Origin of the sequence: Faecalibacterium sp. OF04-11AC, from assembly GCF_003460645.1 — a bacterium.
GTDB classification, from domain to species: domain Bacteria; phylum Bacillota; class Clostridia; order Oscillospirales; family Ruminococcaceae; genus Faecalibacterium; species Faecalibacterium prausnitzii_I.
On sequence record NZ_QTVP01000001.1, the window covers coordinates 58,861 to 79,266 of the forward strand.

General features: G+C 58.7%; 13 protein-coding genes, 3 pseudogenes and 1 riboswitch. Of the genes and pseudogenes, 14 read left to right on the top strand and 2 right to left on the bottom strand.

What is annotated here, in order from left to right; genetic code table 11:
• The first annotated feature begins 93 nt into the window (after window positions 1-93).
• The 5 genes and pseudogenes from rpoC to tuf all read left to right on the top strand — a co-directional run bounded on the left by rpoC (window position 94) and on the right by tuf (window position 8,556).
• Window positions 94-3,668: pseudogene (gene rpoC / locus DXA70_RS14985) on the top strand (DNA-directed RNA polymerase subunit beta').
• Window positions 3,669-3,973: 305 nt separating this feature from the next.
• Window positions 3,974-4,402 (top strand): 30S ribosomal protein S12, encoded by a 429-nt coding sequence (gene rpsL, locus DXA70_RS00270; RefSeq protein ID WP_128117219.1) that lies wholly within the window; start codon window positions 3,974-3,976, stop codon window positions 4,400-4,402.
• A 159-nt stretch (window positions 4,403-4,561) separates the two neighbouring features.
• Entirely contained in the window at window positions 4,562-5,032 is a 471-nt protein-coding gene (rpsG, locus tag DXA70_RS00275) for a 30S ribosomal protein S7 (RefSeq protein ID WP_005930552.1), read from the top strand.
• Window positions 5,033-5,056: 24 nt separating this feature from the next.
• Entirely contained in the window at window positions 5,057-7,189 is a 2,133-nt protein-coding gene (gene fusA, locus DXA70_RS00280; RefSeq protein ID WP_128117220.1) for an elongation factor G, read from the top strand.
• Between the two features lie 164 nt (window positions 7,190-7,353).
• The gene (gene tuf / locus DXA70_RS00285) at window positions 7,354-8,556 is read left to right on the top strand and encodes an elongation factor Tu (RefSeq protein ID WP_128117221.1); all 1,203 of its coding nucleotides are present in this window, start codon (window positions 7,354-7,356) and stop codon (window positions 8,554-8,556) included.
• 175 nt (window positions 8,557-8,731) lie between these two features.
• Here the strand turns inward: tuf and DXA70_RS00290 are convergent, their stop codons facing one another.
• Window positions 8,732-9,664: a carbohydrate kinase family protein gene (locus DXA70_RS00290; protein WP_128117222.1), complete on the bottom strand. Its 933-nt coding sequence runs from the start codon at window positions 9,662-9,664 to the stop codon at window positions 8,732-8,734.
• A 160-nt stretch (window positions 9,665-9,824) separates the two neighbouring features.
• Window positions 9,825-10,004, bottom strand: coding sequence for a hypothetical protein (locus tag DXA70_RS00295; protein ID WP_243000891.1), 180 nt, complete (start codon window positions 10,002-10,004; stop codon window positions 9,825-9,827).
• A gap of 178 nt (window positions 10,005-10,182) precedes the next feature.
• Here DXA70_RS00295 and DXA70_RS00300 point away from each other — a divergent pair, with 178 nt between their 5' ends.
• From DXA70_RS00300 to DXA70_RS00340, 9 genes and pseudogenes are all read left to right on the top strand, one after another.
• Window positions 10,183-11,016 carry a pyridoxamine kinase gene (locus DXA70_RS00300; protein WP_243000894.1) on the top strand — a complete coding sequence of 278 codons (834 nt, stop codon included), beginning with the start codon at window positions 10,183-10,185 and terminating at the stop codon, window positions 11,014-11,016.
• A gap of 12 nt (window positions 11,017-11,028) precedes the next feature.
• Window positions 11,029-11,534: pseudogene (locus DXA70_RS00305) on the top strand (tRNA (cytidine(34)-2'-O)-methyltransferase).
• A 7-nt stretch (window positions 11,535-11,541) separates the two neighbouring features.
• Complete coding sequence (locus tag DXA70_RS00310) at window positions 11,542-12,414, top strand: DegV family protein (protein WP_128117224.1); 873 nt, start codon at window positions 11,542-11,544, stop codon at window positions 12,412-12,414.
• A gap of 175 nt (window positions 12,415-12,589) precedes the next feature.
• Window positions 12,590-12,692: riboswitch (PreQ1-III riboswitch) on the top strand.
• Window positions 12,693-12,698: 6 nt separating this feature from the next.
• On the top strand, window positions 12,699-13,220 hold the full coding sequence (locus DXA70_RS00315; protein ID WP_128117225.1) for a QueT transporter family protein: 522 nt from the start codon (window positions 12,699-12,701) through the stop codon (window positions 13,218-13,220).
• 22 nt (window positions 13,221-13,242) lie between these two features.
• Window positions 13,243-13,896 carry an HAD family hydrolase gene (locus DXA70_RS00320; RefSeq protein WP_112115286.1) on the top strand — a complete coding sequence of 218 codons (654 nt, stop codon included), beginning with the start codon at window positions 13,243-13,245 and terminating at the stop codon, window positions 13,894-13,896.
• 245 nt (window positions 13,897-14,141) lie between these two features.
• Window positions 14,142-16,981 (top strand): annotated as a pseudogene (gene secA / locus DXA70_RS00325) (preprotein translocase subunit SecA).
• A 61-nt stretch (window positions 16,982-17,042) separates the two neighbouring features.
• Complete coding sequence (locus DXA70_RS00330) at window positions 17,043-18,260, top strand: M20 family metallopeptidase (protein ID WP_128117226.1); 1,218 nt, start codon at window positions 17,043-17,045, stop codon at window positions 18,258-18,260.
• Between the two features lie 36 nt (window positions 18,261-18,296).
• Window positions 18,297-19,007 (top strand): LytTR family DNA-binding domain-containing protein, encoded by a 711-nt coding sequence (locus DXA70_RS00335; protein WP_112115289.1) that lies wholly within the window; start codon window positions 18,297-18,299, stop codon window positions 19,005-19,007.
• Window positions 19,008-19,038: 31 nt separating this feature from the next.
• Complete coding sequence (locus DXA70_RS00340) at window positions 19,039-20,289, top strand: GHKL domain-containing protein (protein ID WP_128117227.1); 1,251 nt, start codon at window positions 19,039-19,041, stop codon at window positions 20,287-20,289.
• Window positions 20,290-20,406: the final 117 nt, after the last annotated feature.

Below are 20,406 nucleotides of genomic sequence, written 5' to 3' on the forward strand. Positions count from 1 at the left end.
GCGCGTGCCGCGTGCCGCGCGGGCAGGGAACAGAGGATTGCAAAGCCGCCTGTTATCATCGAGACAACTAGAGATTAAGAAAGGGTTCGTTTCATGGAAAACAACGTTTTCGATTCCATTAAAATCGGCCTTGCCTCTCCTGAGCAGATCCGCAAGTGGAGCTACGGTGAGGTGAAGAAGCCGGAGACCATCAACTACCGCACCCTGAAGCCGGAGCGCGACGGCCTGTACTGCGAGCGCATCTTTGGACCTACCAAGGACTGGGAGTGCCACTGCGGCAAGTATAAGCGCATCCGCTACAAGGGCAAGATCTGCGACCGCTGCGGCGTCGAGGTCACCAAAGCAAAGGTCCGCCGCGAGCGTATGGGCCACATTGAGCTGGCCGCTCCTGTCAGCCACATCTGGTACTTCAAGGGCATCCCCAGCCGCATCGGCCTGATGCTGGACATCAGCCCCCGCCTGCTGGAGAAAGTGCTGTACTTTGCAAGCTATATCGTTACCAACCCCGGTCTGACCCCGCTGGAAAAGAAGCAGCTGCTGACCGAGAAAGAATACCGCGAGATGCGTGAGCGCTATGGCGACGAGTTTGAGGCCGCCATGGGTGCTGAGGCGATCCAGGATCTGCTGAAAGAGATCGACCTGGATCAGCTGAGCGCTGAACTGACCGCTGAGGTGGAGAAGTCCTCCGGCCAGAAGCGTGTCCGCATCCTGAAGCGTCTGGAGGTCGTGGAGGCTTTCCGCATTTCCGGCAACCGCCCCGAGTGGATGGTCATGGATGTGCTGCCTGTTCTGCCCCCTGACCTGCGCCCCATGGTCCAGCTGGACGGCGGCCGTTTTGCCACCTCCGACCTGAACGACCTGTACCGCCGCGTCATCAACCGCAACAACCGTCTGCGCCGCCTGCTGGAGCTGGGTGCTCCTGACATCATCGTGCGCAACGAGAAGCGGATGCTGCAGGAGGCTGTGGACAGCCTGATCGACAACGGCCGCCGTGGTCGTCCGGTCACCGGCCCCAACAACCGTGCCCTGAAGAGCCTGTCTGACCTGCTCAAGGGCAAGCAGGGCCGTTTCCGCCAGAACCTGCTGGGCAAGCGTGTTGACTACTCCGGCCGTTCTGTTATCGTCGTCGGCCCTGAGCTGAAGATGGATCAGTGCGGTCTGCCCAAGGAGATGGCTCTGGAGCTGTTCAAGCCCTTTGTCATGAAAGACCTGGTGGAAAAGGGTGTTGCCAACAACATCAAATCCGCCCGTAAGATGGTCGAGCGTGCAAAGCCTGAGGTCTGGGACAGCCTGGAGACCGTCATCAAGGGCCATCCCGTTCTGCTGAACCGTGCACCTACGCTGCACCGTCTGGGCATTCAGGCCTTTAACCCGGTGCTGGTGGAGGGCCGTGCAATCAAGCTGCACCCCCTGGCATGTACCGCGTTCAACGCCGACTTCGACGGCGACCAGATGGCAGTTCACCTGCCCCTAGGCGAGGATGCCTGCCGTGAGGCCAAGATGCTGATGCTGGCTTCCGGCAACCTGCTGAAGCCCTCTGACGGCGCTCCTGTTACCGTTCCTACGCAGGATATGATCCTGGGCAGCTACTACCTGACCACCGTTCGTGAGAACGAGGAGGGCGCGGGCAAGATCTTCCGCGACGAGAACGAGGCTCTGATGGCTTACGCCGAGCACATTGTCACCCTGCACGCACCCATCAAGGTGCGCCGCACCATGACCATTGACGGCGTGGAGCGCACCGGTCTGGTGGATGCCACCGTCGGCCGCATCATCTTCAACAACCCTGTGCCCCAGAACCTCGGTTATATCGACCGTACCGATCCGGAGCACTGGCTGGAGTATGAGGTCAGCTTCCGCGTGACCAAGAAGACCCTGCCCGACATCATTTCCCGCTGCATGACCCGGAACGGCACCCACAAGTGCGCTAAGATGCTGGACGCATCAAGGCTCAGGGCTACAAGTACTCCACCCTGTCCGCCATCTCCGTTGCTGTCTGCGACGCTGTCATCCCGCCCCAGAAAGACGAGCTGATCGCCGAGGCTGACAAGCAGGTCTCTCAGGTGAGCAAGCTGTTCAACCGCGGCCTGATCTCCGAGAACGAGCGCTACACCCAGACCATCAACATCTGGCAGGCAACCACCGATAAGGTCTCCAAAGCTCTGGCGGCAAACCTGCCCAAGGACAACGAGATCTTCATGATGGCGGACTCTGGTGCTCGTGGTTCTATGAACCAGATCAAGCAGCTGGCCGGCATGCGCGGCCTGCTGGCAAACACCGCCGGTAAGACCATTGAGATGCCCATTCGTGCCAACTACCGTGAGGGTCTGAATATTCTGGAATATTTCGTCTCTGCCCGTGGTGCTCGTAAGGGTCTGGCGGATACCGCTCTGCGTACCGCTGACTCCGGCTACCTGACCCGCCGCATGGTCGATGTCTCTCAGGAAGTGATCGTCCGCGAGATCGACTGCGGTACCACCGATGGCCTGTGGGTCTCTGAGATCCACGAGGGCAAGGAGAAGATCGAGAGCTTCCGTGAGCGTATCATCGGCCGTTACGCCGTGGGCGATGTCATCAACCCCGTTACCGGTGAGGTCATCGTGCCCGAGGGCAAGATGATCGACCTGTACGACGCCAATGACATCGAGGCAGCCGGCATCACCAAGCTGAAGATCCGCAGCCTGCTGACCTGCCGCGCCAAGATCGGCGTCTGCGCACACTGCTATGGCAGCGATATGGCAAACGGTGAGCCCGTCCAGCTGGGCGAGTCCATCGGCGTCATCGCCGCAGAGTCCATCGGCGAGCCCGGTACTCAGCTGACCATGCGTACGTTCCATACCGGTGGTATTGCATCGGCTGAAGATATTACCCAGGGTCTTCCCCGTGTTGAGGAGCTGTTCGAGAGCCGCCGTCCCAAGAGCATGGCCATCATGAGCGAGATCTCCGGTGTGGTCTCTCAGGACGACACCAAGAAGAACGTGGTCATCAAGGTCACTGGCAAGGATGAGAACGGCGCGGAGGTCGTGAAGAGCTACTCCATCCCGTTCACCCAGCACGCACGCGTGATGCCGGGCGACCGTGTGGAAAAGGGCGACATCATCACCCGTGAGGGCGTCCTCTATCCGCAGGACATTCTGGCCATCAAGGGCCTGAGCGATGTCCAGAACTACCTCATCAGCGAGGTCCAGAAAGTTTACCGTCTGCAGGGCGTTGAGATCAACGATAAGCATATCGAGGTCATCGTCCGTCAGATGTGCCGCAAGGTCCGCGTGACCGACTCCGGCTCTTCGGATCTGATCGGCGGCGCTCTGGCAAACCGCCTGGATGTCGAGAACATCAACGCCGAGCTGCAGAAGCGGATCGACGCTGGCGAAGAGGGTGTCAAGCTGGTGGAGTACCAGCAGGTGCTGCTGGGCATCACCAAGGCTGCCCTGGCCAACGAGTCGTTCCTGTCTGCCGCGTCGTTCCAGGAGACCACCCGCGTGCTGACCGAAGCTGCCATCAAGGGCAAGATCGATCCGCTGGCTGGCCTGAAAGAGAACGTCATCATCGGCAAACTGATCCCCGCGGGTACCGGTCTCCCGGAGGTGCGTGAGGATCTGAAGCGCCGCGAGGAAGAGCGCGACGCCGCTGTGGCCGAGGAGCTGGCTGCTGCAAACCAGCAGTAAGCGCTGCGTTCCTCTGAAACCGAATCAATAAACGCGAAGCCGCTTCCACTGAGAAATGAGTGGAGGCGGCTTTTTTGATCGGAAATAAACCGCTCAGGCCGCGCTTTGGCGCAGGCAGCTCCCCTGTTCGGGGAGCCGAATGGATGAAAAGAAAATTCGGCGAATAAAACAAAAAAATCTTGGAAAAACTGTTGACATTCCGAATCAAAGCGAGTATTATATAACTGTTGCGCGTCCCTACGGGGATAGTGCGACAAAAAAGTCGGGACAAGCCCGATGTGCATTATTAAGAAAGGAGAAACAAAATGCCTACTTTTAACCAGCTTGTACGCAAAGGCCGTCAGGTCCTGGAGACCAAGAGCACTGCTCCCGCACTGCTGAAGAGCTACAATTCTCAGAAGAAACAGTATTCTGATCTGAATAGCCCCCAGAAGCGTGGTGTCTGCACCGCTGTCCGTACCATGACCCCGAAGAAGCCTAACTCTGCTCTGCGTAAGGTTGCCCGTGTTCGCCTCACGAATGGTATTGAGGTCACCTCTTACATTCCCGGTATCGGCCATAACCTGCAGGAGCACTCCGTCGTGCTGATCCGTGGCGGCCGTGTTAGGGACCTGCCCGGTGTGCGTTACCACATCATCCGTGGTACCCTGGATACCCAGGGTGTGGCAGGCCGTAACCAGGCCCGCTCCAAGTACGGCGCGAAGCGTCCTAAGGCCGGTGCTGCGAAGAAGTAATTAAGGAACGAACCGCCATAAACGGCTTTCCATTATATAAATAACAAGTCTGCAATGCAGATGGGCAACAGTTTATGTAAGGTCAGCTCTTTGTGACACAACGGGAGTTTTATTACTTTCGAGTACCGATGATATCATTCTGTGAAGGAGGGAAGAAAGATGCCTAGAAGAGGTAACATTGCTAAGCGCGATGTCTTAGCTGATCCTATTTACAATTCCAAGATGGTCACTCGTCTGGTCAACAGCGTGATGCTGGATGGCAAGAAGGGCGTCGCTCAGAAGATCGTTTATGAAGCTTTCTCCATGATTCAGGAGAAGACCGGCAACGATCCTCTGGAGACTTTCGAGAAGGCGATGGAGAACATCATGCCCAGCCTCGAGTGCAAGACCCGCCGCGTTGGTGGCGCTAACTACCAGGTTCCTCTGGAAGTGAGCCCCGCCCGCCGCGAGACCCTGGGCCTGCGCTGGCTGACTGCTTACAGCCGCAGCCGTGGTGAGAAGACCATGGCACAGCGTCTGGCTGCTGAGATCATGGATGCTGCCAACAACACTGGTAACGCCGTGAAGAAGCGCGAGGATACCCACAAGATGGCCGAGGCCAACAAGGCTTTCGCTCATTTCCGTTATTGATCTGTTCTGTAGGAGGTTAATTTCATGGCTACTCCCAGAGAAGTTTCTCTTCAGATGACGAGAAATATCGGCATTATGGCCCATATTGATGCTGGTAAGACGACGACTACCGAGCGTATTCTGTACTACACCGGCATCAACCACAAGATCGGCGAAGTTCACGACGGCGGCGCTACCATGGACTGGATGGTCCAGGAGCAGGAGCGTGGTATTACCATCACCTCCGCAGCCACCACTTGCTACTGGAGCCATTCTGAGACCCAGAAGGATCCCGTTGCATTTAAGAAGAACCGTCACCGCATCAACATCATCGACACCCCGGGCCACGTGGACTTCACGGTTGAGGTCCAGCGCTCTCTGCGCGTTCTGGACGGTTCTGTGACCGTTCTGGCCGCTAAGGGTGGTGTCGAGCCGCAGTCTGAGACCGTTTGGCGTCAGGCTGACGAATACAAGGTTCCCCGTATGGTGTACGTCAACAAGATGGATACCATGGGTGCCGACTTCTTCCGCTGCATCAAGATGCTGCATGATCGTCTGCACGCCAACGGCGTTGCAATTCAGCTGCCTATCGGCCAGGAGGATACTTTCCGTGGTATCGTTGACCTGGTTGACATGAACGCTGAGGTCTACTACGACGACATGGGCAACGACATGCGCTGTGAGCCCATTCCCGAGGATATGGTCGAGCAGGCTGAGGAGTATCGCAACATCCTGATCGAGGCTGTTGCTGAGAACGACGAAGAGCTGATGGAGAAGTACCTCGAGGGCGAGGAGATCACCAAGGCTGAGCTGAAGGCTGCCATCCGCAAGGAGACCATCGCCAACACTCTGGTCCCCGTTACCTGCGGTTCTTCCTACAAGAACCGTGGTGTCCAGAAGCTGCTGGACGCTATCGTGGATTATATGCCCGCCCCGACCGATGTCGAGGACATCAAGGGTGTGAACCCCGAGACCGAAGAGCAGGAGACCCGTCCGTCTTCCGACGACGCTCCGTTTGCCGCTCTGGCCTTTAAGATCGCTACCGACCCGTTCGTTGGTAAGCTGGCTTACTTCCGCGTCTATTCCGGTAAGGTCGAGGCAGGTACTACTGTCTACAACTCCGTGAAAGACACCAAGGAGCGTATGGGCCGCATCCTGCAGATGCACTCCAATCACCGCAAGGATATCGACTGCTGCTATGCAGGTGATATCGCTGCCGTTGTTGGTCTGAAGAACACCACCACTGGTGATACTCTGTGTGATGAGAATCATCCCATCATTCTGGAGTCCATGAAGTTCCCTGAGCCCGTTATCCGCGTTGCCATTGAGCCTAAGACCAAGGCCGGCAACGAGAAGATGGGCATTGCGCTGGCAAAGCTGGCCGAAGAGGACCCCACCTTTAAGACCTACACCGATGAAGAGACCGGCCAGACCATCATTGCTGGTATGGGCGAGCTGCACCTGGAGATCATCGTTGACCGTCTGCTGCGTGAGTTCAAGGTTGAAGCAAACGTGGGTGCACCCCAGGTTGCTTACCGTGAGACCATCCGCAAAGAGGCCAACCAGGAGACCAAGTACGCACGTCAGTCCGGTGGTAAGGGCCAGTACGGTCACGTCAAGATCAAGATCGAGCCCAACGAGCCCGGTAAGGGTTACGAGTTCGTCAACGCCATCGTTGGCGGCGCGATTCCCAAGGAGTACATCCCGGCTATCGACAACGGTATCCAGGGTGCTATGAAGTCCGGCGTTCTGGCAGGCTATCCTGTCGTTGACGTCAAGGTCACCCTGTGGGATGGTTCTTATCATGAGGTCGACTCCTCTGAGATGGCGTTCTCCATTGCGGGTTCTATGGCATTCAAGGATGCTATGCGCAAGGCGGATCCCATCATCACCGAGCCTATCATGAAAGTTGCTGTCATCGTTCCCGACGAGTATCTGGGCGATGTTATCGGCGACCTGAATGCTCGCCGTGGTCAGATCCAGGGCATGGAGGCAATGGCTGGCACCCAGCGTGTCAACGCGTTCGTTCCTCTGGCTCAGATGTTCGGCTACGCCACCGACCTGCGTTCCAAGACTCAGGGCCGTGGCCAGTATGTCATGGAGCCGTCTCACTACGAGCCGGTGCCCAAGAACATTGCCGACCAGATCATTGCTGGCCGCACCAAGGCTGATCGTTGAAAAACGGATAATGATTTTGCCGGGGTAGTGTCACTCCGGCAAAATTTCCTGTAAAAGCACTTGATTTTACAGGGCAAATTTAGTAGAATAGTTTTGCAATGCAATTCTGTATGTGCAGGACTGTTGTAACCAATATCAAAACCTAATTAAGGGAGGATATTCCAATGGCTGAAAAGGCAAAATTTGACCGTTCTAAGCCGCATGTTAACATCGGCACCATCGGTCACGTTGACCACGGCAAGACCACTCTGACTGCTGCTATCACCAAGTATCTGGCTCTGAAGGGCGACGCAGAGTTCATGGATTACGCCAACATCGATAAGGCTCCCGAGGAGCGCGCTCGTGGTATCACGATCAACTCCGCTCACGTTGAGTATCAGACCGACGCTCGTCACTACGCTCACGTTGACTGCCCGGGCCATGCTGACTACGTTAAGAACATGATCACTGGTGCTGCTCAGATGGACGGCGCTATCCTGGTCGTTGCTGCTACCGATGGTCCCATGCCCCAGACCCGTGAGCACATCCTGCTGGCTCGTCAGGTCGGCGTGCCCTATATCGTTGTCTTCATGAACAAGTGCGATATGGTCGACGACGAAGAGCTGCTGGATCTGGTCGAGATGGAGATCCGTGAGCTGCTGAGCGAGTACGACTTCCCGGGCGACGATACCCCGATCATCCGTGGTTCCGCTCTGAAGGCTCTGGAGGCTCCCAACGATCCCGAGGATCCTGCTTACGCTTGCATCAAAGAGCTGATGGACGCTGTTGACTCCTATATCCCCAACCCGGATCGTGAGGAGGACAAGCCTTTCCTGATGCCCATTGAGGATGTCATGACCATTTCTGGCCGTGGTACCGTTGCTACCGGTCGTGTTGAGCGTGGTATTGCCAAGGTTGGCGACGCTATGGAGATCGTCGGCATCAAGCCCGATCGTCTGAGCACCACCATCACCGGCCTGGAGATGTTCCGTAAGTCTCTGGACTTCGCTGAGGCTGGCGATAACATCGGCGCTCTGCTGCGTGGTGTTGATCGTACCCAGATCGAGCGTGGCCAGGTTCTGGCTAAGCCCGGCACTGTGCACCCCCACAACGTCTTTGAGGCTCAGGTCTACGTCCTGACCAAGGACGAGGGCGGCCGTCACACCCCGTTCTTCTCCAACTATCGTCCTCAGTTCTACTTCCGTACCACCGACGTGACCGGCATCATCACCCTGCCGGAAGGCACCGAGATGTGCATGCCTGGCGATAACGTCATGATGCACGTTGAGCTGCTGACCCCCGTTGCTATGGAAGAGGGCCTGCGTTTCGCTATCCGTGAGGGTGGCCGTACCGTTGGTTCTGGCGTTGTCGGCAAGATCATTGAGTGATCTTGACCCTGTGCGCCTGTTCTAAGGCAAAAGGTTAAACTTACAAAGAGTCTTCCCATTCCGGAGAGTGGGAAGGCTCTTTTTGCGTCTCCGGAGGACTTACTGCAAAAAAAAGAGTGCTGCACGGCTTTCAAACGAGCTGTCAGCACTCTTTTTTACTTTATGGGAGATGGATTCAGTCTACAACAGGAATATCCAGCCCGAATTCCAGAGGGCGGAAGCGGGGACAGACATTGTCCGAGGTGCAGATGACCGAGGCAGCCAGACGGCTGCCGATCTCACAGGACTGGGCCGGATTTTTGCCGTAGGTCAGGCCAATGACTGTGCCGGCAAAGAACGAATCGCCTGCGCCGGTGGTGTCAATGACGTTTACCTTTTTGGCGGGGACAATACCGCTCTCACCGCTGTGGCTGGCGTAGACAGCGCCCTGACCACCCATGGTGACCACCATGCAGGGGATATTGGCACTGTGGACATTGGCGGCCAGAACTTCCCGCATCTGAGCGGGGCTCAGGTGGTTGTAATCGTCCGAGAAGAGGAGCCCGGCTTCCTGCTGGTTGCAGACGAAGCAGTCGATCTGCTGCAGGAAATCCCGGCGCTCCATGGCAATGCTCATGTTGGAGACTGCCGCAAAAACTTTTTTATTGTACTTCTTGGCAAAGCGGAGCACCTGCTTGACGGTATCTTTTTCGAGATCCAGCTCCAGCGCAATGCTGTCACAGTCCTTGAAGATCTCATCGCCCTTTTCTTCCAGCAGGCGGGTGAGGGGGCTGGTGTCCGGCCGCTTGGAGATGGCGGCGCAGACGTCGCCGTCGTTGTCAAAGACAGCCAGCCAGGTGCCCATACCATCCGGTACCGTCCGGATGTACTTCGTGTTGACCTTGTGGGCCTTCAGCTTGTTGATGACATCCTGGCCTATGCCAGTGTCGTCTACCAGACTGACGAATGTGGGCCGCAGCTCCACATTGGCAATGTCCTCCGCCACGTTGCGGCTCACACCGCCGTGCACTTGCTCTACCCGGCCGGCATTCCGTCCGCCCGGGATATAGGTGGAGAGGGGATAGCCCTTGATGTCCACAAACACCGCGCCAATTACAACGATTCCCATAGTGTTTTCCTTTCCTGTTCCGATTCAGATTATCTTTATTGTATCGGGTTTGCAGGGCGGGGTCAAGAGCGAAGGGCAGCAAAAAGCACGCGGAGCCCAAAGGCCCCGCGTGCGGTGGGAATCAGAATTTAGCTGTCCATATGCTGCTCTACAAAGTTATCTACCATTTTATCCAGCTGCAGATAGCGTGCTCGGCACCTTTGGCCAGTTTGCGGGCGGTGCGCTTGACCTGCCGCTGGTTCTGGGTAGCGGCCATGGTGCCCACGGCGCCCAGCGCGGCTCCGGCAGCCATGCCCAGCAGCAGGGAGCCGGTGGGGCTGGAATGAGATGTGCTTTTCATGGGGACTCTCCTCTCTGTTCACAAATTTTTCAGGCGATGTTCCTAGTATTTCCGCCAAAGAATCCACTATGCGCTTTTTTTGCGCAGGAAAATGTGGTATACTGTATCATACGCTGATAAAATCGGCTTGGTGTGTGCACCGTGCCGGGCAGCGCATTCTGCGAAGGAGGCTTCTTTTTTGCTGAAATTGACGGAACCAAAGAAAGTTCTCTGCATCCACGATCTTTCGGGGGTGGGGCGGTGCAGCCTGGCAGTCATCCTGCCGGTGCTGTCGGTCATGGGCGTGCAGCCTGTGGCGCTGCCCACCGTGGTGCTCTCGACCCATACGGGCGGGTTTGGCACCCCGGCCCGGCTGGACGGCTGTGATTACGGCATGGCCGCGCTGGAGCATTACCGGGAGCTGGGACTGGAATTTGACTGTATTTATACCGGATACCTCGGCGGCGAGGCGCAGGCGGCGATTGCGGAAAAAGCCTTTGACCTGTGGCCTGCGGCCAAGAAAGTGGTGGACCCGGTGATGGGGGATAACGGCAAGGCCTACTCCACCGTGACCCCGGAATTCATCGACCGGATGCGGACCCTCTGCCAGCGGGCAGACCTTATTCTGCCCAACGTGACAGAAGCCGGGCTGCTGCTCCGGAAAGAAACGCTCCCGGAGAATTTCGACGAGGCTGGGGCCCAGGCTTTGGCCGACGAGCTGACCACGCTGGCCCCGGATGCCATCGTTACCGGGGTGGCCATGGGAAAGTACATTGGCTGCGCGGGTGCGGGCCGGGACCGTTTTGTCATCAAAAAGCTGCACATTGAGCGGAGCTTCCCCGGCACGGGAGATCTGTATGGGGCAGTGCTCATCGGCTCGCTCATTCAGGGCAATGTCATGAGCGCGGCGGCGGACAACGCGGCGGAGTTCGTCTCCCTGGCCATCCAGAAGACGCCCGCCGACCAGGATACCCGCTTCGGTGTCTGGTTTGAGCCGCTGCTGCCCCGCCTGTGCCCGCTGCGGGAGCTTTAAGGGGGCGAGCCGATGGAACATAAACCGACGCTGAATATCGTGCTGGTGGAGCCCCGCATCCCCCAGAACACCGGCAATGTGGCCCGCACCTGTGCCTGCACGGCCTGTCGGCTGCATCTGGTGGGGCCTATGGCTTTGCCATTGATGACAAAAAGCTCAAGCACGCCGGGCTGGATTACTGGCACTACCTCGACATCCATTACTATGATGGATTGGAGGACTTTTTTGCCAAGAACGAGGGCCCGTTTTACTACTTTACCACCAAAGCGCCTCAGCGCTACACCGACGTGGCCTACCCGGACGGGGCGTATCTTGTCTTCGGGCGGGAGGACGCGGGCCTGCCGGAGGCTTTGCTGGCGGCCAATCAGGAGCATTGCGTCCGGATGCCCATGCGGGACACCTGCCGCAGCCTGAACCTTTCCAATAGTGTGGCGGTGGGCGTGTATGAAGCCCTGCGTCAGTGGGATTTCCCGGAGCTGCTGGACCATGGCCACCTGCGCGACTATGAATGGAAATGAGGAAACTATGAGCAAAATTGCAATTTTGACCGATTCCTCCTGCGATATCCCGCAGGAGCTGGCCGAGAAGTACGGCATTGACATTATGGGCTTCCACATTCTGCTGGACGATGTGGACTATGTGGAGCGGGAGAGCTGCACCAACATTGAATTTTATGACAAGATGCGCGCTGCCAAGGGCATCCCCTCCACGGCGGCCATCACCCCCATCCAGTTCTGTGAGCAGTATTGCAAGTATGTGGACGAGGGCTATACGGATGTCATCCATGTGCCCATCAACAAGTCTGGCTCCTCCACCTACAACAACGCCGTGATGGCACAGGGAATGCTGCGGGAAGAGCGCCCGGAGCACCACCTGAAGATCCACCTCATCGACCCCCACACCTACTCTATGGTGTTTGGCTGGTACCTGTGTGAGATGGCCCGCAAGCTGCGCAACGGCGCGGAGATCCCCATGGTCATCCACGAGTTTGAGGACAAGATGAACCGGATGGAGATCATCCTGGGACCCTACAGCCTCAAACAGATGAAGAAGAGCGGACGCATTTCCGCCGCCGCCGCTGTCATGGGCGAGCTTATGGGCATCCGGCCCATCATCACCCTCATCGACGGCAAGACCAAGGTGGAGGGGAAAGTGCGCGGCGACGACAAAGTGGTGCCTGCTATGATCGAGCTGTGCAAGAAGCGCGCCGGGGATGTGGAAGACTTTGATTATATGATCGGTCACACCAACATCCCGCAGGCGGCAGAGCTGGAAAAGGCCTGCAAGAAAGCCTTTGGCAAAGACCCGCTTACCACCTTTACGCTGGGTGGCGTCGTTTCTGCCAACACCGGCCCCGATACCCTGGCGCTGGTGTATGTGGGCCACGCAAGAGACTAAAAATACGCCCTCTCAGTCTCGCAAATGCTCGACAGCTCCCCCAAAGAGGGAGCCAAGTCTTGCCTCTCCCGTTGGGAGAGGTGCTGAGCAAAGCGAAGCGGAGAGGGCTTTTTGTTGCATTCTCATCATTTTTATGCTATAATTCTCTCTGTTGTGCCTGGTGCACAGCTCCAAAGAGCAACTTAGGATTTTAGGCTCCCCGGTGTGTCTCGAACCACGCCGGGCCAAACCCGCAGGAACTGGCGGTCCCTGCGCGGTCAAAATTCATTCCGCCGGAGTAGTATATGAAAAATAATGTTTCCGTCCGCAAACTGGCCCGCTGCGCGGTGGTGGCAGCCCTGTACGTTGTGCTCTGCATGGCGCTGCAGCCGCTCTCTTACGGTGCCGTGCAGGTGCGTGTGGCCGAGGCTCTCTGCCTGCTGCCCGTGTTTGGCGCGGAGTATATTGCAGGTGTGGTGCTGGGCTGCTTCCTGGCAAACCTGCTGGGCTCCACCATCGTGGATGTCATCCTTGGCACGCTGGCAACGCTGCTGGCCTGCGTGGTGACCTACAAGCTGCGCAATGTCCGCATCGGCGGGCTGGCAATCCCGGCCTCGCTGCCTCCGGTGGCGTTCAATGCCGTCATCATCGGCATTGAGATCGCGGTGCTCTTCCCGGAGCCGGGCTCCTCGGTTCCGCTCTGGCTGGCCTGCGTGTCCAACGGCATCTCGGTGGGCATCGGCGAGCTCATCAGCTGTACCGTGCTGGGTGTGCTGCTGGTGAAGATCATTGAATCCAACACCGCCCTGAAAAAGATTTTTGAGTAAGCCCTCACAAAAGGAGGAAGCCATGCAGCCAAACGGAATCATCTTCTGGGACTGGAACGGGACCCTGCTGGACGATGTGGATTTCACCCACGGGTGCCTGAACTGGATGCTGGAAACGCACGGCTACCCCCAGCGGTATGACCTTGCCGAATACCGGGAGATCTTTGGTTTCCCCATTGAGGAATATTACCTCCGCGCCGGGTTTGATTTTGCCCGACACCCCTACCCGGAGCTGGCTGCCCGGTTTATGGAGCACTATAACGCCGGAGTCGAGCGGCATTGCCCGGCCATGGCAAACGCCGCCGCCACGCTGGCAGAGCTCCAGCGCCGGGGCTGGCAGCAGGCTGTGCTTTCCGCCTCCCGCCGCGATTACCTGATCGAGCAGGTACGCGCGCGGGGTCTTGAGGACTATTTTACCGAGTTGCTCGGTCTTCAGGACATTTACGGCGTGAGCAAGGTGCAGGTGGGCAAAGACTGGCTCCGGAACAGCGGGGTGGACCCTGCCGCCTGCGTGATGGTGGGGGATACCACCCACGATGCCGAGGTGGCGGCTGCCATGGGGACAAAATGCGTCCTCTGCACCAGCGGGCATCAGTCCCGCGCCCGGCTGGAGGCCGTGTGCGCCCATGTCATCGACGACATAAGCCAGCTGCCCGGGGTGCTGGAAACCCTTTAAAAAACAGAAGACAAAAACCGACAGCGTCCGCGCTTTGCAAAAAGTACGGACGCTGTTTTGTTTTGGAAAAGATGCGGCAAAGAGACGCCGATGGGAATGATTTTACAGAAAGTTCATTCAAAACACCGGAAAAACAGGGGAGTTGGATTTGACGGCTCTGCGGGTTTGGTGTATCATATATCTGTATGTTAGTTTTCCGCGCGGGCAGGCTTCTGCCCGGATTTTTGATAGATGAGGTGTGATCAATGTCCCTTGCTGAAAAACTCTTTGGCAGCTTCTCGGACCGAGAGCTGAAAAAGATCAACCCCCTGACCAAGCAGGTGCTGGCACTGGAGCCCAAGTATCAGGCCATGTCCGATCCTGAGCTGCAGGCCCAGACCCCGGCCTTGAAAGAAAAACTGGCTGCTGGCTCCACGCTGGATGAGATCCTGCCGGATGCTTTTGCCGTCTGCCGTGAGGCTGCCTGGCGTGTGCTGGGCATGAAGCATTTCCCCGTGCAGGTCACGGGAGGCATCGCCTTGCACCGGGGCGACATCGCTGAGATGCAGACCGGTGAAGGCAAAACGCTGGTGGCAACCCTGCCCGCCTACCTGAACGCTCTGACCGGCGAGGGTGTGCATATCGTTACCGTCAACGATTACCTGCCAAGCGCGACAGCGAGTGGATGGGCAAGCTCTACCGCTGGCTGGGCCTGACCGTGGGCCTCATCGTGCAGGGGCTGGACGGCGATGCCCGCCGCCGTGCTTACAATGCCGATATCACCTACGGCACCAACAACGAGTTTGGTTTTGACTACCTGCGCGACAACATGGTGACCTACAAGGACAACATGGTGCAGCGCGGCCATGTGTATGCCATCGTCGATGAGGTGGACTCCATCCTGATCGATGAAGCCCGCACCCCGCTGATCATTTCCGGCCGGGGCGAGGACTCCTCCAGCCTGTACACCCAGGTGGACCGCTTTGTCCGCACCCTGCGCAAGAGCGTGGTGGTGGAGCTGGAAGACAAGGTGGAGACCGATGAGCAGGCCGATGGCGATTACGTCGTGGACGAAAAGCACAAGACCTGCACCCTGACGGCCAAGGGCATCAAAAAGGCCGAGGAATACTTCAAGATCGAGAACCTGGCTGCTGCTGAGAATATGACCCTGGCCCACCACATCGACCAGGCCATCAAGGCTTACGGCGTCATGCAGCGGGATATCGACTATGTGGTCAAGGATGGCGAGGTCATCATCGTCGATGAGTTCACGGGCCGTCTGATGATTGGCCGCCGGTACAACGAGGGCCTGCACCAGGCCATCGAGGCCAAGGAGGGCGTCAAGATCGCCGCCGAGAGCAAGACGCTGGCCACCATCACGTTCCAGAATTACTTCCGCATGTACAAGAAGCTGGCCGGTATGACCGGTACGGCCAAGACCGAGGCCACCGAGTTTACGGAAATTTACGGCCTGAACATCGTCACCGTGCCCACCAACCGCCCCAACATCCGCAAGGATTACCCGGACGCCGTGTACAAGACCGTCAACGGCAAGTACAAGGCGGTCATTGAGCAGGTGATGGAGTGCCATAAGAATGGCCAGCCGGTGCTGGTGGGTACCGTCAGCGTGGAGAAGAGCGAGACGCTGGCCAAGATGCTCCAGCGCTACACCCGGGATTTCAACGTCCTGAACGCCAAGAACCACGAGCGTGAAGCTGAGATCGTGGCGCAGGCCGGCAAAAAGGGTGCCATCACCATCGCCACCAACATGGCAGGCCGTGGTACCGATATCATGCTGGGCGGCAACGCCGAGTTCATGGCCAAGGCCCAGATGCGCAAGGAGCACTTCTGTGAGAATCTGCTCAACCCCGAAAAGCCTGAGGACGCCGACCCCAGCGCTGTGGAGCTGCTGCTGACCGAATCCGACGGCCACGGGGAAACCACCGACGAGAATATTCTGGCAGCCCGCAAGCGGTTTGAGGAGCTGTACGCTCAGTACAAGCCCGCCATTGAGGCCGAGGCCGACGAGGTGCGCAAGGCAGGCGGCCTGTTCATCATCGGCACCGAGCGGCACGAGAGCCGCCGCATCGATAACCAGCTGCGCGGCCGTGCCGGCCGTCAGGGCGACCCCGGTGCTTCCCGGTTCTACCTGAGCCTGGAAGATGACCTGATGCGCCTGTTTGGCGGCGACCGTGTGGCGGGCTTGATGGATACCCTCAAGATCGACGAGGACACCCCCATCGAGAACCGAATGATCACCAACACCCTCGAAAGTGCCCAGAAGAAGCTGGAGGGCCGCAACTTTGAGATCCGAAAGAACGTGCTGAAGTACGACGACGTCATGAATCAGCAACGCGAGATCATCTACGGCCAGCGCCACAAAGTGCTGGACGGCGAAGACATCTCCGCCGAGATGCACAAGATGCTGCGGGAGAACATCGACTCTTCCTGCGCCCAGTTCCTGGCGGGCGATGTCAAGGATGAGTGGGACTTTGGTGCTCTCCGCCGTCACTATCAGGGCTGGCTGACCACCGATGCCGACTTCCATTACACGGTGGAGGATTATGACAGCCTGAGCCGCGAGGGTATCGCCGATCTGCTGTATGACCGCGGCATGGATGTCCTCAACGATAAAGAGCAGCGCTACGGTGCCCCCCTCATGCGGGAGCTGGAGCGTATCTGCCTGCTCAAGTGCGTAGACCGCCAGTGGATGGACCATATTGATAATATGGATCAGCTGCGGCAGGGCATTGCGCTGCGCGGCTACGGCCAGAAAGACCCCGTGGTCGAGTACCGCATCGAGGGCTTTGATATGTTTGACCAGATGGTGGATTCCATCCGGGAGTCCAGCATCAAGATGCTGCTGACCATCGAGGTGCGGAAAGCCGGTGCCGCTCCCAAGCGGGAGCAGGTGGCCAAGCCTACCGGAGAGGGCTTTGTGCCCGGCAACGGTGCTCCCGGTGTCAAGGGTGCCCCCAAGGGCCAGCCGGTGCGGGTCATCAAGATCGGCCGGAACGACCCCTGCCCCTGCGGCAGCGGCCTCAAATGGAAAAAGTGCACCTGTGCACAGTACCATCCGGACGGAGCTGGTAACACGCAGGAGTAACATAAGGTCATCCGCCCTCTCAGCTGCCTGAGAGGGCGTTTTGCAAAGGAGCGATGTTTGAATGATGAAGCCGAATGAATTGCTGGATGAAGCGAAGACCCTGCAGCCTCAGCTGCAGAAATGGCGGCGGACGATCCACCGCAACCCGGAGGTGGGCTTTGACCTGCCCAAGACCAAGGCGCTGGTCAAGCAGGCCCTGACCGAGATGGGCTATGCGCCGCAGGACTGCGGCAGGGCGGGTGTCCTCGCCCTGGCCGGGGGAAAGCGCCCGGGCAAGACCATCCTGCTCCGGGGCGATATGGACGCCCTGCCCATCTTTGAGGAGTCCGGAGAGGTGTTTGCCTCCGAGGTGCCGGGCAAGATGCACGGCTGCGGCCACGATATGCACACGGCCATGATGCTGGGTGCGGCAAAGCTGCTGAAAGAGCACGAGGAGGAGATCGAAGGCACCGTCAAGATGGAATTCCAGCCGGCCGAAGAGATTTTCCAGGGCTCCCCGGATATGATCTCCAACGGCCTGCTGGAAAACCCGAAAGTGGACGCGGCGGTCATGTTCCATGTGCTGGCCGGGATGCCTCTGCCTCTGGGCGAGGTGCTGGTGCCGGGCGGCGGCATCACCATGGCAAGCTGTGAGCAATACCACATTGTGGTGCACGGCAAAGGCGGCCATGGTTCCATGCCGGAAAACTGCATCGACCCCATTACGGCCGCGGCCCATATCCACATTGCATTGCAGGAGATCAATGCCCGGGAACTCTCCCAGAATGATTTTGGCGTGCTGACCACCGGGCGGTTTGCGGCGGGAGCGGCTTCCAATGTCATCCCGGACACCGCCGAGATGTGGGGCACCATCCGCACCACCGACCCCGACAACAAGACCGGGGCGTTCATCCGGCAGCGGATGACGGAGATTTCCGAGGGCGTGGCAAAGGCGTTCCGCTGCACAGCGGAGGTGGAGTTCTCGGACTACTGCCCCTGCATGATGGTGGACAAGGCCCTGGCACAGGATGCCATGACCTATATGACCGACCTGTTGGGGAAAGGTGCCATGGATATGGCCCCGCTCACGGGTGGAAAACCTGGCGGCGGCAGTGAGGACTTTGCATTCGTGAGCCATGAGGTGCCCACGGTGAGCATGTTTTTGGCCTGCGGCAGCCCGGAGCGGGGCTACCGCTACGGCCAGCACCACCCCAAAGTCCGGTTTGATGACAGCGTCCTCTGGGAGGGCAGCGCGGCGTACAGCTACTTTGCGCTGCGCTGGCTGGAGGGACACCGGTAAGCCGAAAAACAGGAAGTGTGAAAAGGAGGAGCAGCCGTGCTGAAGATCGCGGTGGTGGAAGACCAGACCGAGGTGCGGGAGAGCCTGTGCCAGTTCATCCGGCAGTACGCCGGGGAGCAGGGCCTGCAGGCGGAAGTGGAACCCTTTGCGGACGGGGCCGTCATTGCTGAGGGGTACCAGCCCGGGTATGACATCATTTTTCTGGATGTGGAAATGCCCCGGCTGGGCGGCTTCGGGGCGGCGGAGCGCATCCGCGCGGTGGATCCGGATGTGGTGCTGGTGTTCGTGACCAACATGGCCCAGTACGCCATCAAGGGGTACGAGGTGGACGCGCTGGATTATGTGCTCAAGCCGGTCAGCTATGGGGCGTTCTGCACCAAGCTCTCCCGGGCCATCCAGCGGGTGCAGCGCCGCAAGGGTGGGCAGGTGGCCCTGCAGCTTTCGGGCGGCGGGATGCAGTTATTGGACACCGGCGATATCCTGTATCTGGAGACCCGCAACCGGATGCTCTACTACCACACCGCCACCCAGGAGTACGCGGTGCGGGGGAGCCTGGCCGGGGCTGAAAAGCAGTTGGCTGCCTACCACTTTGCCCGGTGCAACCAGTGCTATCTGGTCAACTTGCAGTACGTCCGGGGCGTGGAAAATGATTTTGTGCAGGTGGGGGACGCCCGCCTGGAGATCAGCCGTCGCCAGAAAGCCGCCTTTATGACGGCGGTGGCCTCCTATCTGGGAGGTGTGCTGTGATCGTTGTCGGCAGGCATGTGTTTTTCGGGCGGTGCTGCGGTGGGGCGCGGCGCTGGCGTTCTGCTACCCGCTCAAGCACCGGGAACGGTTCTGGCTCCGGGCCGTGGAGCTGCTGCTGTCCCTGATGGCCCTGACCTGGCTGCTGGACCCCATGGCCCAGAGCAACTCGCTGGTGCAGCTGCAGGTCTCCCTGCTGGGAATGTACGTCGGCTTTTTTATCCTGCTGGGTGCCATGATCTATGCCTGTGTGGAGATCGACAAAAAGAGTGCCCTCTACTGCGCGGTGTGGAGCCTGCTGACGGCCCAGACGGCTTACGAGGGCTGGAACCTCTTTGAGCTGCTCTGCGCGGTGAAAAGCCATCCGCTGAATATGAACAGTGTCCCGGTCAAGCTGCTGCAGGTGCTGACGGGTGTGGTGTTCTATGGAGTCATCTGCGGGACACTGGCCCGGAAGATCCCGGACAAAGGCGTGTACCACATCGGGCCCCGGCAGCTGGCCAGCGCGTTTTTTATGGGGATTATGTTCATGCTGCAGGCGGCGCTTTTAAGCAGTGCCCAGGCGCTGGACTGGCCCATGAGTGTTGTGGGCACCACCCTCATCGGGCAGCTTTACTTTTTGACGCTGCTCTATCTGCAGACGGAACTGTTCAAAAAATCCGACCTCCAAAAGGAGATGGAAACACTGAATCTGCTCTACGAGCGGCAGCGCCAGCAGTATCAGGTGGCGCGGCAGAACGTGAACATCATCAACAAGCGCTGCCACGAGCTGCGGGTGCAGATCGCGGCCTTGCGCAAGCTGGCCCCGGGCGCGGTGCCGCGGGAGACGCTGGAGGAGGCGGAGAACGCCGCCCGCCTCTACGACGCCGGGGCGAACTCCGGCAACGAGGTGCTGGACGTGGTGCTCACCGAGAAAACCCTGCTCTGCCAGTCCCGGCGGGTGCAGCTCAATGCAGTGGCCAACGGCAGCTGCCTGCAGGGCTTTGAGCCCGGCGACCTGTACGCCCTGTTTGCCAACGCGCTGGACTACGCCATAGAGGGAGCCGTGCGGACGCCCGACCCGGCCCGGCGGAACATCGACCTGCTGGTCTGCGTGCGGCAGAGCTTTATCGTCATCAACGTCATCAGCCCGGCTCGGGAGCCGGAGGCTGCCGCGACCCGTACCGAGGCCTACGAGCTGAAAGTGCTCCGCCGCATCGTGCAGAAATACAGCGGCACCCTGACCACGGAAACGCAGAACGGCTTTTTTGCCATCAAGATCATTTTCCCGCTGAAGCAGGGGTAAACAAACGGAATACGGAACAAAACAGACCGACAGGTGTTGGAATGCACCTGCCGGTCTGTTTATTTTCACAACATTTGTTGGATACAACTGATTGTGAAAGTTGCACAATGATTTTGC